The following is a 14127-nucleotide window of genomic DNA, read 5'->3' on the forward strand; positions in this document are numbered from 1 at the left end:
ATGGAGGTCGCGGAGCTCGCGGTCGCCGGTGCCCTCCTGCTGCTCGTCGTGCTCACGACGCTGGTCTTCGTGCGTCGGCGCCTGATCTCCGACGGCGCACCGATGTTCCTCTGTGCCGTCCGTCCCACGCGTGAGGATCCGTGGCGCCTGCGCCTGGCGCGCTACGACACCGACGCTCTGCTCTTCTTCACCCTCTCCGGGGTGTCCCTCGTCCCGAGCCACGTCATGCCGCGAGCGGGGGTCGAGGTGCTGGGCGTCCACACGCCGTCCCGTGGAGAGTCCCCGTCCCTGATCGACGACCCGCTCGTCATGCGGTGCGCCCAGGGCGAGGTGGCCTTCGACCTGGCATTGCCTCGTGACGACTGCACCGCGGTCCGGTCCTGGCAAGAGGCGCGGCCACCAGGGCGTCCCCCGCGCGCAGCCTGAGCTCACCTCGCGCGCGGGGGCCGCAGAGCCCGTCAGCCGTGACTGGACGATCAGCTGGAACGACCGCCGCCCGGCTGCCAGAGGACGTCGCCACCTGCGTCGAGGTTCGCGACGCGGGCGAGGATGAACAGCAGGTCCGAGAGGCGGTTCAGGTACTTCGCGGTGAGCACGTTGACGCCGCCCTCGCCCTTGTCGGCTCCCTCGGGTGCGGGCTGTTCGCCATACCGCTCGAGGGCCGCCCAGGTGCTCCGCTCGGCCCTCCTCACGACGGTGCACGCGAGGTGCAGGTAGGCCGATCCGGGCGTCCCGCCCGGGAGGATGAACGACCGGAGCTTGTCGAGCTCGCCGTTGTAGCGGTCGCAGTCGGCCTCGAGCCCGTCGATCCACGGCGCCTGGACCCGCAGGGGCGGGTACTCCGGGGTCTCGCTCCGCAGCGGGTTGCACAGGTCCGCTCCGACGTCGAAGAGGTCGTTCTGGATCCGCGTGAGGGTGGAGACGACGTCCTCGCGCAGCGACCCGGCGGCGACCGCGATCCCGAGGGCCGCGTTCGCCTCGTTGCTGTCCGCGTAGGCCTGCAGTCGCGGGTCGGTCTTGCTGGTGCGCGAGAAGTCGCCGAGGTGGGTGGTGCCGTCGTCGCCGGTCCGGGTGTAGATGCGCGTGAGGTTGACCATGACGTCATCGTCCCACGCGGGCCTCCTCCGACCTGGACGGGGAAGCGACGCACTCCCACCGCGGACCGCGTCCGTGGTGTTCAATGGGTGACGACACATCACTTTGAGTATCCGGTCTGTCGGCGACGCACCGGCCGACCACGTGGGGGCCCGATGGTCAGAGCTCGTACGCACCCCTCGGTGACGACGGTGGAGGTCGTCGTGCCCGGGGCCGAGCTGCGGGTCACGGGGCGCCTGGACGCGGGCAACGACCACGCCCTGCGCGAGGAGCTGCACCGGGCCATCGTCTTCGGTGAGGGCGAGCTGATCCTCGACCTGGCGGGAGCCGAGATCCACGACTCGACGGCGCTGGCCCTGGTCGCGGGCGTGCACCACCGGGCCGCGCGCGCAGGACGGACCCTGGTCATCGTCGACCCGTCCGACCGCTTCGAGCGGGTGGTCGCCGCGATGCGGCTCGGCAAGGTCCTCCAGCGCCGCCGCCGCCCGGTGCCGGAGCCTGTGGCCACCGTCACCGTCGGCGGCCCTCCCGCCAGGGGCTGACGCGCCGGTAGTTTGCCGACATGGCTGACGAGCAGATGACCGAGCGCCCCAAGGACCGACCGTGGGTGATGAGGACCTACGCCGGCCACTCCTCGGCCGCCGCCAGCAACGCGCTCTACCGCCGCAACCTCGCCAAGGGACAGACCGGCCTCTCCGTGGCCTTCGACCTCCCCACCCAGACGGGGCACGACCCCGACCACGTGCTGGCGCGGGGCGAGGTCGGCAAGGTGGGCGTCCCCATCAGCCACGTCGGCGACATGCGGGCGTTGTTCGACGGCATACCCCTGGCCGAGATGAACACCTCGATGACGATCAACGCCACGGCCATGTGGCTGCTCGCGCTCTACGACGCGGTGGCCGAGGAGCAGGCCGAGGAGGCCGGAGCCGATCCCGGCGAGGCCCGGCGCCGACTGGCCGGGACCACGCAGAACGACATCGTCAAGGAGTACCTCAGCCGGGGGACCCACGTCTTCGGCCCGGGGCCGTCGCTGCGCCTGATCACCGACATGATCGCCTACACGGTGACCGAGATCCCACGCTGGAACCCCATCAACATCTGCAGCTATCACCTCCAGGAGGCGGGCGCGACGCCCGTGCAGGAGCTCGCCTACTCGCTGTCGACGGCCACGGCCGTGCTCGACGCCGTCGTCGCCGCGGGTCAGGTGCCTCAGGAGAGCCTGGGCGACGTCGTCGGCCGCATCTCCTTCTTCGCCAACGCCGGCGTGCGCTTCGTCGAGGAGATGTGCAAGATGCGGGCGTTCGTCCAGCTGTGGGACGAGCTGACGCAGGAGCGCTACGGAGTGCAGGACCCCAAGCAGCGCCGCTTCCGCTACGGCGTGCAGGTCAACAGCCTGGGTCTGACGGAGGCGCAGCCGGAGAACAACGTGCAGCGCATCGTCCTGGAGATGCTCGCCGTCACCCTGTCCAAGGACGCCCGCGCCAGGGCCGTGCAGCTGCCGGCCTGGAACGAGGCTCTCGGCCTGCCGCGGCCGTGGGACCAGCAGTGGTCGCTGCGGATCCAGCAGGTGCTGGCCTACGAGTCGGACCTGCTCGAGCACGAGGACATCTTTGCCGGCTCCACCGTGGTCGAGGCCAAGGTCGCCGAGCTGGTCGCCGGGGCCAAGGAGGAGATGGCGCGCATCGAGGCGATGGGGGGCGTGATCGAGGCGGTGGAGTCCGGCTACCTCAAGTCCGCGCTCGTCGCCTCGCACGCCGAGCGACGCCGGCGCATCGAGGCCGGCGTCGACAAGGTCGTCGGCGTCAACTGCTTCCAGGGCACCGAGCCCAGCCCGCTCACGGCGGACCTGGACACGGCCATCCACGTGGCCGACCCCGACGTGGAGGAGCGAGCCGTCGAGGCGGTGCGCCGCTGGCGGGACGAGCGCGACGCTGACCCGGACCGACGTGCGGCGGCCCGGGAAGCGTTGGAGCGGCTGCGCACCGACGCGGCCTCCACGACCAACCTGATGGCCGCGTCCATCGAGTGCGCCAGGGCCGGCGTCACCACGGGGGAGTGGACCGACGCGCTGCGGGAGGTCTTCGGCGAGTACCGCGCGCACACGGGCGTCTCCTCCGCGCCAGTGGCGGGCGGTCCTGACCGTATGTCGACCGCCGAGGACAGCGGGGTCACCGACTGGCGCGGTGAGCTGGCCGACGTCCGGGACGCGGTGCGGCGCACCGGCGACGAGCTCGGCACGCACCTGCGCTTCCTCGTGGGCAAGCCGGGGCTGGACGGGCACTCCAACGGCGCCGAGCAGGTGGCGGTACGAGCTCGAGACGCGGGGTTCGAGGTCGTCTACCAGGGGATCCGGCTCACCCCCGAGCAGATCGTGGCTGCCGCTGTCGCCGAGGACGTGCACGTCGTGGGCCTGTCGATCCTGTCCGGTTCGCACATGTCGCTCGTGCCCGAGGTGCTGACGGGCCTGCGTGAGGCCGGGGCGACGGACGTGCCCGTCGTCGTCGGGGGAATCATCCCGGACGCCGATGCCCGGCGGCTGCGCGAGCTCGGCGTCGCGGCGGTGTTCACGCCCAAGGACTTCGGGCTCAACGACATCATGGGTCAGGTGGTCGAGGTCATCCGTCGGGCGCGGGGCCTGGACTCGCGGCCAGAGTGAGGGACCATGAGCGACCTGCAGTGCCCTGCAACGCTGCTCGTCGCCCGGGATGGTTGTGCGGCCTATGCCCATCCGGGTCTGCTCACCGACGACGGCGGCTGGCTCACCGACGTCGGCGCGACCCAGATGGTCGTCCTCGCCGGTCGACTCGCCGCGGACCCCTCGGTGCGCATCGCTGCCGTCTACACCAGCCCCCTGGCACGCTCGGTGCAGAGCGGGCGACTCGTCTCCGAGACCCTCGGCGTGCCGCACGAGGTCGTGGGTGGGCTGGAGGAGCGGTCTGTCGGCGAGTTGGTCGGACAGCGGGTGGGCCACCCCGTCATGGCCCACGTGGTGCACGCCTGGCTGACGGGCGACCTCAGCGCCACCGTCCCCGGGGCCGAGGACGGCCACCAGGTGGCGCGGCGGGCCCGCCAGGCGATGGAGGCCATCGCCGACCAGCACCGTGGGGAGTCCGTGCTCGTGCTCGCGCACCGGTGGATCATGGCCGTGGTCCTGCCCCGGCTGTGCCACAACGTCCGGGACGACCTGGCGGTCGATCACGTGGTGCCGCACGGCGTGCCCGCACGGGTGCGCATCGACGCCGATGGCTGGGTCCTCGACGAGTGGCCGGGTCATCCGCCCCCCCAAGGGAGCAAGGGCTAGCGGCGAGCAGCCTCGTCCAGGGCTGCGAGGACCTCTGGGCCGGCGTCAGGGTGCAGCTTGCGCGCAAACGGTGGCCCAGCATCCCGGGCCTCGCGCACGTGCTGAGGCGTCAGCCACTCGGGGCTCGAGCCGTCCTCAGGGAAGTGGGCGAAGGTCGTGGGAGCCTCTGCCACGTCCACCCCCGCCGCGGTGAGCGTCGAGGCCACGTACAGCTCGTCCGGAACCTTGCAGCTGGCAAAGAACGCCCTCTCATGCGGGTCCTGGCGATAGTGCTGCAGCAGCACCTCGACGGCATGGCGGGACAGCACCTTCCACTGGCTCGCCTTGCGGACCATGCGACGTTCGCCGCGGCGCGGAACGCCGATCCACCACCGGTGATCCGCCCGCTTCGGAGAGTCATTGAGGTAGAGGCGGCCCCGAGCGGCCAGGGTGATCCTCCAGGCGACGGCGACCGCGGCCCGGTGCAGGGGGCGCGGAAGCGCCGGACCTCGAACGATGCGCCATGTGTTGTCAACGGTCACCGGGTCGGGGTCATGCAGCGCAAGCATGGCGTCGGCCCCACGTTGCGCCACCCGCTGCTCCCACGCCGCCAGGTCGGCGATGGGGTAGTCCTGACCGGACACAAGCACCACGTAATCAGGGTCGAACAGGCGCAGGGCCGCGGCGTAGCACTCCAGCTCGGCGTCGACAAGAGACCAGTCGCCCCACCAGGTCGGGATGTCGCTGACAAGCACGGTGGCGCCGGCCTCTTCCAGCATGGCGCGGTCCAGTGCCGCCGCCGAGCTGTAGCGGACCAGGACAGCAGCGTCGGGGGACAGCTGTCGAATTCTGCGCACGAGCCTGGCGACAGCGTCGGCCCGGGTGTGGCAGAGGACGACGTAGCAGAATCGGGGCTCGGTCACATCGATTAACCCTACCGGGCAGTGAGGGTTCGGGTCATCGTTACGGGCGAGCCAAGTGTCAGAACAGGCGCGAGGCGGACGTGTCGATGCCCTTGAGGTCGTCGTAGTCCAGGGTCACGCAGCGGATGCCCCGGTCGGTGGCCAGCATCCGGGCCTGCGGCTTGATGAGCTGGGCGGCGAAGACGCCGGTGACGGGAGCGAGGGCGGGGTCGCGGTTGAGGAGCTCGAGATAGCGCGTCAGCTGCTCGACGCCGTCGATCTCTCCGCGCCGCTTGATCTCGACCGCCACGTGGCCGCCGCTCTCGTCCTTGCACAGGATGTCGACGGGGCCGATCGCGGTCATGTACTCCCGTCGCACCAGGGAGTAGCCGTCGCCGAGGGTGTGGATGTGCTCGGCCAGCAGCCTCTGCAGGTGCGCCTCGACCCCGTCCTTGACCAGTCCGGGGTCCACGCCGAGGTCGTGGGAGCTGTCGTGCAGCACCTCGTGGATCACGATGCGCAGGGCGTCGCCCGACTTCGCGTTGCGGACGACCCACACGATGGTGGCGCCCTCGGCGGCCTCGGTCTCCTCGGGCGCGACCTCGGCGAGCGCGCACGGCGGCGTCATCCAGTTGAGCGGCTTGTAGCTGCCACCGTCGGAGTGCACCAGGACCGAGCCGTCCCCCTTGATCATCAGCAACCGGGTGGCCAGGGGCAGGTGGGCGGCGAGCCGACCCTCGTAGTCGACGGAGCAGCGGGAGATGACGAGTCGCACGACAGGTCACCCTAGTCCGCGGACACCGTCGAGGCCGTATGCCGCCGGCCCGCCGCGTGGCCGCGAGCGCCGGGCGACCGGCATACCCGCCAGTAGTTTTGTGACCAAGCCCGCAGTCCGTCAGTCTTGCCACCGACATCACCCCCCTCAAGACTTCCAGGCATGGAGCGATCGTTGGACACCATCGGAGTGGTCGGGCTCGGCACCATGGGTGCGGGCATCGTCGAGGTCTGCGCACGGCACGGCCTCGCCGTCGTCGCCGTCGACATGGACGACGCCGCCGTCGCCCGTGGGCGCGGGCACGTCGAGCGCTCGACGGGTCGCGCCGTCGAGCGCGGCAAGATGTCGGCCGAGGAGCAGCAGGAGGTCCTGGCGCGGGTGACCTTCGCCGCGGACCTCGAGGCGGTCGCGGACTGCGACCTGGTGGTCGAGGCCGTGCCGGAGATCCTGGCGATCAAGCGGGACCTGTTCGCCCGTCTCGACGGCATCGTCAAGGAGTCCTGCGTCCTTGCGACCAACACCTCGAGCCTGTCGGTCACCGAGCTCTCCGTGGCGACCAGCCACCCCGAGCGGGTGCTCGGCCTGCACTTCTTCAACCCCGCTCCGGTGCAGAAGCTCGTCGAGATCATCTCCACCGTGGTCACGGACCCCGACATCGTCACGGCCGCCCGTGAGCTCGCCGAGCGGCTGGGCAAGACCCCCGTCGTGGTCGGCGACAAGGCCGGGTTCATCGGCAACTACCTGCTCTTCGGCTACCTCAACCACGCGATGAGCATGTACGAGTCGCGCTACGCCACCCGCGAGGACCTCGACGCCGCCATGCAGTACGGCTGCGGCTACCCGATGGGACCGCTCGCACTGCTCGACCTGATCGGCCTGGACACGGCCTACCAGGTCCTCGACACGATGTATCGCGAGGGTCGGGACAAGCTGCACGCCCCCAGCCCGATCCTCAAGCAGATGGTCACGGCCGGGCTCCTCGGTCGCAAGACCGGACGCGGCTTCTACACCTACGAGGCACCCGGCTCCGGCACCATCGTCGCGGACGCGCTGACCCCCGTCGAGTCGGCGTCCCCCCGCCCCACCCGCGACGTCGCCACGGTCGGCGTGGTCGGCACCGGCACCATGGCCGCCGGCATCGTCGAGGTGTTCGCCAAGGCCGGCTACCCGGTCACCGTGGTCGGCCGCTCCGAGGACAAGGCCGCCGGCGTTGCCGCGGCGATCGGCGCGAGCCTGGACCGGGCGATCAGCAAGGGCCGGGCGACGGAGGAGACCAAGGCCGAGGCGCTCGGCCGGATCACGTCCGTGACCGACGTCGCGGCGCTGACCGACGTCGACCTGGTCGTCGAGGCGATCGCCGAGGACGTCGACGTCAAGACCGAGATGTTCCGCCGGCTCGACGCGGTCTGCAAGCAGGGGGCGATCCTCGCCACCACGACGAGCTCGCTGCCCGTGATCCAGGTGGCGGCGGCCACCAGCCGCCCCGCCGACGTCATCGGCATGCACTTCTTCAACCCCGCGCAGGTGATGAAGCTCGTCGAGGTGGTCACGACCGTCTCGACCGCCGGGGACGTCGAGGAGACCGTGCTGCAGCTGTGCAAGGCCATCGGCAAGGTGCCCGTCCGCTGCGGCGACCGGGCCGGGTTCATCGTCAACGCGCTGCTGTTCCCCTACCTCAACGACGCGGTCAAGATGCTCGAGGCGCACTACGCCACGGCTGACGACATCGACACCGCGATGAAGAACGGGTGTGCCCTTCCCATGGGGCCCTTCGAGCTGCTGGACGTGGTCGGCCTAGATGTCTCCTACGCCATCCAGCGCCAGCTCTACCTGGAGTTCCGCGACCGTGGCTACGCCCCGGCGCCGCTGCTGGAGCACATGGTCACCGCGGGCTACCTCGGCCGCAAGACCAGGCGGGGCTTCCGCACCTACTGACCATCGTCGGTATGCCGACGCGCCCTCCCGCCCGTCCCGGCGGAGGGAGGGCGCGATCTTTGCGACAATGGAGCCATGCCCAGAGCCAACCGCCGCAGCGAGCAGCACGTGCCGCTGGCGATGGGGCGCCTCTCGGGCATGGAACGCCGTGAGGTGCACCCCGACGGCGCCTGGATCGTGCGCCGCGTCCGGGGCGCCGCGACCGGCAAGGTCTATCGCTGCCCCGGGTGCCAGCAGACGCTGAGCGACGCGATCGCGCACGTCGTGGCGTGGCCCGCCGACGGGCTGCGCGGGCTGCCGGACCGGCGCCACTGGCACGGGCCGTGCTGGTCCGCGCGCGACCGGCGCCACTAGCCCCGTCATACAGCCCGAGGGACCGGACCGCACCGCCGGTGCGACCCGCCCACAGCCCACAGCCCACTGTCCACTGTCCGAGGAGTCGAGCTCGCTTGCCCAGCCACGAGATCCGCGCCAACACCGTCCTGCCGTCCCGCCGCGAGGAGATCGAGCTGCACACCGCCGACGGCCTGCGGCTCGTGGGCGAGCTGGCGCTCCCCGTCGACCGCGACCCCGTGGCAACCCTGGTGACGCTGCACCCCCTGCCGACCCACGGCGGGTTCATGGACAGTCACGTCTACAAGAAGGCCGCGAACCGGCTGCCGGCGCTCGCCGACATCGCCGTCCTGCGCTTCAACACCCGCGGCACGAGCTCGCCGCGGGGCACCAGCGAGGGAGAGTTCGACCACGCCGAGGGGGAGCGCTTCGACGTCGCCGCGGCCATCGAGTACGCCGAGTTCCACGAGACGCCGCCGCTGCCGCACCGGTGGCTGTTGGGCTGGTCCTTCGGCACGGACCTGACCCTGATGTACGGCCTCGACCCCGCCATCGAGGGGGCGATCCTGCTGAGCCCACCGCTGCGCTGGACCGGGGACCAGCACCTGCGGGAGTGGGCCGTCGACGGGCGCCCGCTCGTCGCGCTGGTGCCGGAGCACGATGACTACCTGCAGCCCGCGCAGGCGCGCGAGAGGTTCGCCGTCGTCCCCCAGGCCGAGGTCGTCGGGGTCGACGGGTGCAAGCATCTGTGGGTGGGGGAGACCTACGTGCGGCGGGCCCTGGACGAGATCGTCGCCCGGGTGCGGCCGGGCTTCGGTCCGCTGCCGACGCAGTGGGACGGCGAGGTCGAGGAGGGCTGACGGCCCGCGCTACGTCGCCGGCTCGGCCGGCTCGGCCGGCTGGGGTGCAGGGCCGTAGCCCAGCGCGGCGACGAGATGTTGCACGTAGTGCTCCGGCATCCGCCGGCCGAGCACCTCGGCGCGGGCGCGGGCCCCCATCCGGCGGTAGTGCTCGGCGTTGGCCGGGTCCATGACGTGGTCCATGGCCTCCCGCAGGCGGGCCGGGTCCGGCGGGACGACCACCCCGGTGACGCCGTCCTCGACGTAGTCCCGCACGCCCATGGCGTCGGTCACGATCACGGGCTTGCCGAGGACCATCGCGTTGAGGAAGGTCTGCTGGCCCGCGCTGCGCGAGGACCGCTCCAGCGGCGCCACCATCGCCCGGCACCCGAGCAGAAGCTCGGTGAACTCGTCGTGGGAGGTGGGGCGCGCGTGCAGCCCCGGCACGGGGGTGGGGGGCGTCCAGCGGCTCGCGACGTGGGCCTCATGGCCAGACCCTGCCAGGGCAGTCGCCAGCAGGTCGTAGTCGCGCAGCGAGTTGCCGCCCGCGAACAGGTAGCCGCCGTCGTGCGTCTGCCGGTCGTACTCGGCGTACAGGGTCATCGGGAAGGGGGTGAAGACCACGCGCTCGACCGGCACCCCCCAGGTCCGGGCGAAGACGGCTCGCTCCTCCTGCGACAGCACGGCGTAGTGCACGTGCGGGCCGTCCAGCGCGCGGATCATCAGCCGCGCGATCTGGGGGAGGTGGGGTTGCAGCCACGGCAGCCGTGCCGCCAGCGTCCGGCTGCCCGGCTCCCAGGTCGCGTCCGTGACGAGCATCCGGGGGCGTCGCCGACGGTGCCGCAGCGCCAGGGCGAAGACCAGGTCGCGGTAGAGGTCGCGGGCCGTCACGGAGCCCCGCAGCACCAGCGCCTCCCGGCGGTACGACCGGGCCCACAGCTCCAGCAGGGACAGCAGGGGACGTCCCGGGCGGGGGTGGGAGGCTTCCATGAGCCCGCGCCAGGCGGGCTCCTGCGGGTCTCCGACGGTGGACAGGATCGGCGGGCGGGCCGTCGTCACTGGGCCTCGACTCCTCGTCGCGGTGGGGGTTCGGCTGCGGGGCGTCGACCCATCCTCGCACCGATCAGGGGGCCCGCTCGAATCGGGTCACCACTCGGCACCCGCTCGTCATCCCCTCGTCACCCCCTCGTCGCCGCCGCGTCACCGCCTCGCCGGCGTCGATCAGAGGCGACGCTGTCGAGGGACCAGGACCTCCTCGTAGAGCAGGAGGAGGGCAGCCGCGGTCGGGATCGCCAGCAGGGCGCCCAGCATGCCCAGCAGGGTGCCCCCCGCCAGGGCCGCGACCACGGTGATGGCGCCGGGCACCGCCACGGTCCGCTGCATGATCCGGGGCACGATGATGTAGTTCTCGACCTGCTGGTAGACCACGTAGTAGACGAGTAGGACCAGGCCGGTCTGGGGGCTCTGGATCAGGCCGGCGGCCGTGACGAGCGCGCCGCCGAGGGTCGCTCCGACCATCGGGATCAGGCCGAGGAAGGCCACGGTGACGGCGAGCACCTCGGCGTACGGCACGCCGAGGACCCTCATCGCGATCCAGCTGAGCAGGCCGTTGATCGTGGCTACGCCCACCTGGCCGATGGCATAGCTGCCGACCCGGCGCATCATCTCCTCGGAGAGGTAGACCACGCGGGCACGGCGGGACGCGGGGACCACGGCGTAGGCCGCCTTCTTGGTCGTGGGGAGGCTGGCGAGGAAGTACAGCGTGAGGATCAGCACCGTGAAGGTCTGGAAGATGCCGCTCCCGAGGGCCTGCCCGGCCCCGATGATCCCGCCCGCCACCGTGGACAGGAAGGTCTGGTCGCGCAGGCGCTCGGTGAGCTGCTGCTGGATCTGGGCCGTGAGGTTGTAGTCCTTGTCGAGGTTCTGGACCCAGGGCTGCCCGAGGAGCTGGTTGACGTAGTCGGGAGCGTTCTGGATCAGGGCGGAGGACTGCTCGACGACGGGCGGGACGACGAGCCCCGCCAGGAGGGCGAACACCACGAGCAGGCCGAGGAAGACGATCCCGACCGCCGTGCCGCGGCGCAGCCCGCCCGTCACGAGGCGCTGGACCAGGGGGTCCAGGGCGAGGGTGAGGAAGAACGCCACCGTCAGCAGTGTCAGCGTGAGGCTCAGCGCGTCGATCATGTTCCACAGCGTCACGGCCGCCAGCACGCCGATGGCGCCGGCGAACCCGATGGCGAAGGGCGACTGGTGGAGCAGCGGGACCCGGTCGCGCGCGTCCGCCGTGGCCCCCTCCGGCGCCGCCTCGTCCGCCGTGACGGCCCGAGGCTCGGCCTCGGTCCCGTCCGCGACGTGGGTCGTGACGTCGGCCGTGATGTCGGCGGCGGGCTCCATCCGGTTGCTCTCGGCCAGGGCCGCGCGCTGCCGTTCTCGATAGGCGTGCCAGCGGCGTCGTGCGGCGACCGTCCGGTCGACCAGGGGGATCCTCACGCTCCGAGGGTATGCCGGGGGCCCGGCCGCCACGTGGGTCCCACGCGGGCGGCCGGGCCCCGGCATACGTCCGCTGCCGACGGCCGAGGGCTCAGACGTTGCGGAACCGGTCGATCTGCTCCTGCAGCTCGGCCCGCATCTGCGGCTTGGAGACGCCGAGCCCCGCCTCGGGGGCGAGGGTGAGCACACCGACCTTGCCCTGGTGGGCGTTGCGGTGGACGTCGAGCGCGGCCTGGCCGACCTCGTCCATCGTGTAGGTCTTGGACAGGGTCGGGTGGATCAGGCCCCGGCGGATCAGGGAGTTGGCCTCCCACGCCTCGCGGTAGTTGGCGAAGTGCGACCCGACGATGCTCTTGAGGTTCATCCACAGGTAGCGGTTGTCGAACTCGTGCAGGTAGCCCGACGTCGAGGCGCACGTGACGATCGTGCCTCCCTTGCGGGTGACGTAGACGGACGCGCCGAAGGTCTCGCGGCCCGGGTGCTCGAAGACGATGTCCGGGTCGTGGCCGTTGGTCAGCTCGCGGATCGTGGACCCGAGACGCTTCCACTCCTTGGGGTCCTGGGTGCGCTCGTCCTTCCAGAACCGGTATCCCTCGGCATTGCGGTCGATGACCAGCTCGGCGCCCATCTTGCGGCAGATCTCGGCCTTCTCCGGGGAGGAGACGACGCAGATCGGGGTGGCGCCGCCGGCCAGGGCCATCTGCGTGGCGTAGGACCCCAGGCCACCCGAGGCGCCCCAGATCAGGACCCGGTCACCGAGCTTCATCCCGGCGCCGTTGCGCGAGATGAGCTGACGGTAGGCCGTGGAGTTGACCAGGCCGGGGGAGGCGGCCTCCTCCCAGGTGAGGTGCTCCGCCTTGGGCATCAGCTGGTTGGCCTTGACGATCGCGAGCTCCGCGAGGCCGCCGAAGTTGGTCTCGAAGCCCCAGATGCGCTGCTCCGGGTCGAGCATCGTGTCGTTGTGGCCGTCGTGGTGCTCCAGCTCGACGGACAGGCAGTGCGCGACGACCTCGGTGCCGGGCGCCCAGATGTTCACCCCGGGACCGGTGCGCAGCACGATCCCGGCGAGGTCCGACCCGACGACGTGGTAGGGCAGGTCGTGGCGCTTGGCGGTCTCGCTCGTGCGGCCGTAGCGCTCGAGGAAGCCGAACGTCGAGACGGGCTCGAAGATCGAGGTCCACACCGTGTTGTAGTTGATCGAGCTCGCCATGACGGCGACCAGCGCCTCGCCGGGCGCGAGCTCGGGGAGGGCGACCTCGTCCAGGTGGAGGCTCTCGCGAGGGTCCTTGTCGCGGCTCGCCCGGCCCTCGAAGATCCCGACCTCGTCCTTGTGCACCGTCACGGCGCGGTAGGACTCCGGGACGGCTAGACCGGCATAGGTCTCGGCCGACCGGTCCCCGCTCATGATGGCGTCGCGGATGGCGGTCATGGCGTCGTTCGTCATGTCTGCTCCTGGGGCGTGGGGCACCACTGCGTGCCGCCTCAGCAGCGACGCTACTGGCGGGTTACGTCGTGGCGGTAGGGGTCTGAGACATCCGACACAGGCGTGACGTGCCTCACTCGGGGGCTAGCATGGCGGGGCGCGGACGAGCCGGGCGCGGCGGGGCAGGCGTTGGACGTCGTGCCCCGGGGATGCGGGGGACCATGCGGGTGGGCAGGACCGGGCCGGCGGCTCCGGCGGAACTCGTCGTCTCGCGGCGTACGGCGCTGACCGGCACCCTGCTCTGCGCCGTCTCCGGCACCGGCCTCGCCGTCGCGGACGACGGTCACCTGGAGCTGGCACTCGGCCCCACGTCCTCGCCGCAGGCGCGCCGCGCGGCCGACCGTGACTGCATCAACCACGTCCGGACCCACCGGCCCGTCCTGTCCCTTACCTTCGACGACGGGCCGGACCCCCGCTACACCCCCGCGGTCCTGGACCTCCTGCGCCGGTATGCCGCCCGCGCCACCTTCTTCGTCGTCGGCGCCAACGCCGCGGCCCACCCCGGGCTGGTGGCGCGCATGCGGGCGGAGGGCCACGAGGTGGCCAACCACACCCACGACCACGCCCACCTGACCGAGATCGGCGACGCCGAGGTCCGCGACCAGATCGTCCGCGGTCGTCGTGTCGTCGGTGACGTCGGCCCGCGGCTGCTGCGGCCGCCGGTGGGCCGGACGAGCGCATCGGTGTCGCGGGTCGCCCGGTCGCTGGGGGAGCGCCAGGCCTTCTGGAGCTCCTGCCTCGAGGCCTGCCTGCACGACGGCGCGCGGGTCGGTGGCACGGGCCTCGGCGAGGCGCTCGAGCCCGGTGCGGTGGTGCTGGCCCACGACGGAGGTCGGGTCGAGGGGCGCTGGGCCCAGGAATACCCCCGCGACCAGACGGTCGAGGCCCTCCCGCACCTGCTGGAGGCGCTGGCCGGTCGTGGGCTGAGCTCGGTGCCGGTGAGCGAGCTCGTGCGAGTGGGCCGCGTCCGCTGAGTCTGTGGTCGCCGCGCCCGG

The 14127-nt window shown here is 71.7% G+C and carries 14 protein-coding genes; 8 read left to right on the forward strand and 6 right to left on the reverse strand.

Annotated features, from left to right (window positions below; all coding sequences use genetic code 11):
- Positions 1-426 carry a DUF2550 family protein gene (locus ACF3NS_RS09025; RefSeq protein ID WP_288798446.1) on the forward strand — a complete coding sequence of 142 codons (426 nt, stop codon included), beginning with the start codon at positions 1-3 and terminating at the stop codon, positions 424-426.
- Between the two features lie 50 nt (positions 427-476).
- On the opposite strand, the gene ACF3NS_RS09030 is transcribed toward ACF3NS_RS09025, so the two are convergent.
- Complete coding sequence (locus ACF3NS_RS09030) at positions 477-1097, reverse strand: cob(I)yrinic acid a,c-diamide adenosyltransferase (RefSeq protein WP_392465611.1); 621 nt, start codon at positions 1095-1097, stop codon at positions 477-479.
- A gap of 180 nt (positions 1098-1277) precedes the next feature.
- Between ACF3NS_RS09030 and ACF3NS_RS09035 the strand changes: the two genes are divergently transcribed.
- The 3 genes from ACF3NS_RS09035 to ACF3NS_RS09045 all read left to right on the forward strand — a co-directional run bounded on the left by ACF3NS_RS09035 (position 1278) and on the right by ACF3NS_RS09045 (position 4396).
- Positions 1278-1637, forward strand: a complete 360-nt coding sequence (locus ACF3NS_RS09035) for an STAS domain-containing protein (RefSeq protein ID WP_195849187.1) — start codon at positions 1278-1280, stop codon at positions 1635-1637.
- 68 nt (positions 1638-1705) lie between these two features.
- A complete protein-coding gene (locus ACF3NS_RS09040; RefSeq protein ID WP_392469105.1) occupies positions 1706-3751 on the forward strand; it encodes a protein meaA in 2046 nt (681 codons plus the stop codon).
- 6 nt (positions 3752-3757) lie between these two features.
- Complete coding sequence (locus tag ACF3NS_RS09045; protein ID WP_392465614.1) at positions 3758-4396, forward strand: histidine phosphatase family protein; 639 nt, start codon at positions 3758-3760, stop codon at positions 4394-4396.
- Here the strand turns inward: ACF3NS_RS09045 and ACF3NS_RS09050 are convergent.
- On the reverse strand, positions 4393-5298 hold the full coding sequence (locus ACF3NS_RS09050) for a beta-1,6-N-acetylglucosaminyltransferase (RefSeq protein ID WP_392465616.1): 906 nt from the start codon (positions 5296-5298) through the stop codon (positions 4393-4395). The two genes, ACF3NS_RS09045 and ACF3NS_RS09050, sit on opposite strands and share 4 nt — an antisense overlap.
- Before the next feature lie 58 nt (positions 5299-5356).
- On the reverse strand, positions 5357-6052 hold the full coding sequence (gene nucS / locus ACF3NS_RS09055; RefSeq protein ID WP_392465618.1) for an endonuclease NucS: 696 nt from the start codon (positions 6050-6052) through the stop codon (positions 5357-5359).
- Between the two features lie 162 nt (positions 6053-6214).
- Between nucS and ACF3NS_RS09060 the strand changes: the two genes are divergently transcribed.
- From ACF3NS_RS09060 to ACF3NS_RS09070, 3 genes are all read left to right on the forward strand, one after another.
- Positions 6215-7987, forward strand: coding sequence for a 3-hydroxyacyl-CoA dehydrogenase family protein (locus ACF3NS_RS09060; protein ID WP_392465620.1), 1773 nt, complete (start codon positions 6215-6217; stop codon positions 7985-7987).
- A gap of 75 nt (positions 7988-8062) precedes the next feature.
- On the forward strand, positions 8063-8341 hold the full coding sequence (locus ACF3NS_RS09065) for a hypothetical protein (RefSeq protein WP_392465622.1): 279 nt from the start codon (positions 8063-8065) through the stop codon (positions 8339-8341).
- Positions 8342-8436: 95 nt separating this feature from the next.
- A complete protein-coding gene (locus tag ACF3NS_RS09070) occupies positions 8437-9180 on the forward strand; it encodes an alpha/beta hydrolase (protein WP_392465624.1) in 744 nt (247 codons plus the stop codon).
- Between the two features lie 9 nt (positions 9181-9189).
- Here the strand turns inward: ACF3NS_RS09070 and ACF3NS_RS09075 are convergent, their stop codons facing one another.
- The 3 genes from ACF3NS_RS09075 to ccrA all read right to left on the reverse strand — a co-directional run bounded on the left by ACF3NS_RS09075 (position 9190) and on the right by ccrA (position 13078).
- Positions 9190-10218, reverse strand: a complete 1029-nt coding sequence (locus ACF3NS_RS09075; protein ID WP_392465626.1) for a glycosyltransferase — start codon at positions 10216-10218, stop codon at positions 9190-9192.
- Between the two features lie 162 nt (positions 10219-10380).
- Complete coding sequence (locus ACF3NS_RS09080) at positions 10381-11649, reverse strand: AI-2E family transporter (RefSeq protein WP_392465628.1); 1269 nt, start codon at positions 11647-11649, stop codon at positions 10381-10383.
- A 91-nt stretch (positions 11650-11740) separates the two neighbouring features.
- Positions 11741-13078: a crotonyl-CoA carboxylase/reductase gene (gene ccrA / locus ACF3NS_RS09085; protein ID WP_154593613.1), complete on the reverse strand. Its 1338-nt coding sequence runs from the start codon at positions 13076-13078 to the stop codon at positions 11741-11743.
- A gap of 215 nt (positions 13079-13293) precedes the next feature.
- Here ccrA and ACF3NS_RS09090 point away from each other — a divergent pair, with 215 nt between their 5' ends.
- Positions 13294-14106 (forward strand): polysaccharide deacetylase family protein, encoded by an 813-nt coding sequence (locus ACF3NS_RS09090; protein ID WP_392465631.1) that lies wholly within the window; start codon positions 13294-13296, stop codon positions 14104-14106.
- Positions 14107-14127 lie beyond the last annotated feature (21 nt).

Origin of the sequence: Arsenicicoccus cauae (assembly GCF_043162025.1) — a bacterium.
Classification (GTDB): domain Bacteria; phylum Actinomycetota; class Actinomycetes; order Actinomycetales; family Dermatophilaceae; genus Arsenicicoccus; species Arsenicicoccus cauae.